General features: G+C 42.6%; 2 pseudogenes. Both read right to left on the reverse strand.

Annotated elements, in window-relative coordinates:
• Positions 1–23: 23 nt before the first annotated feature.
• Positions 24–953 (reverse strand): annotated as a pseudogene (locus FD01_RS08210) (IS3 family transposase); the annotation flags it as partial.
• A pseudogene (locus tag FD01_RS16620) lies at positions 902–1,018 on the reverse strand (helix-turn-helix domain-containing protein); the annotation flags it as partial. The pseudogenes FD01_RS16620 and FD01_RS08210, both read right to left, overlap by 52 nt.

Raw genomic sequence — 1,018 nt, forward strand, 5'->3', positions numbered from 1 at the left:
GGTTGGACAATTAAATAACTTGGTTATGCAGCCTCTTGAAGGGCAAGTTGTCGATATGCAATCGGTGACTTGCCCTTTAGTCTGCTTTTGATACGACGATTATTGTAGAACTCAATCCATTCCCGCATAGCGGATTCTAATGACTCTTTGGTGTCATAGTGTTCATCCATCATCTCGGCTTTCATGACACTGAAGAAGGACTCCATTTCAGCGTTATCGAGACAAGTTGCTTTACGCGACATACTCTGAAAAACATGATGTTCTTTAAGCGTCTTACGCCATTGACGATGCTGATATTGGAATCCTTGGTCAGTATGTACTGTCGTTCGGTATGGAAGTGCAGGAATTTGATCCAATGCCTCTCTCAGTGGCTTTAACGCAAATTCAACGGTTGGATGATCACTGATGTTATAGGCTAGAACCTCACCTGAGAATAGATCAAGGACTGGTTCTAGATAGATTCGTTCAGTTTGAGTCATCATGCCATACCGGAACTCACTGACATCGGCGACTAATTTTTGATATGGTCGATCAGTTGTGAAACGACGATGAATTAGGTTCTTGGCAATCCTACCGACTGTACCGTGGTATGAGTTGTATTTGCGGTGACCACGATTATTATATTCCGCCATCCATCCGTGCTCCTTCATAATTCGAAGGACACGTTTGTGATTAACGACAAAACCTTGTTCATGAAGGGCATCGGTAATGCGTCGATATCCATACTTCTTGGTGTACTTAGGATCAGTTAAACGAATTTCATCAATGGCTTGAATAACCGGTGTATCTAAATCTTTCTCCTCCTTTGGCTTCACCGCATAATAGTAGCTACTGTGCGACATACCAACTACTTTGAGGACAAAGTTCAAGGACTTGTCGAAGGCCTGCCTTAGCTCGCCAATCACTTCTGCTCTTTCGCTTGCTGTGATTTCCGCCGGGCTAAGGCATCGAGTTTTTTTAGGTATTCGTTCTCGATTCTTAATTTGAGATTTTCGTCTTTCAAAGTCTTTAATTCTTG

Source organism: Lacticaseibacillus manihotivorans DSM 13343 = JCM 12514 (assembly GCF_001435035.1).
Classification (GTDB): Bacteria; Bacillota; Bacilli; order Lactobacillales; family Lactobacillaceae; genus Lacticaseibacillus; species Lacticaseibacillus manihotivorans.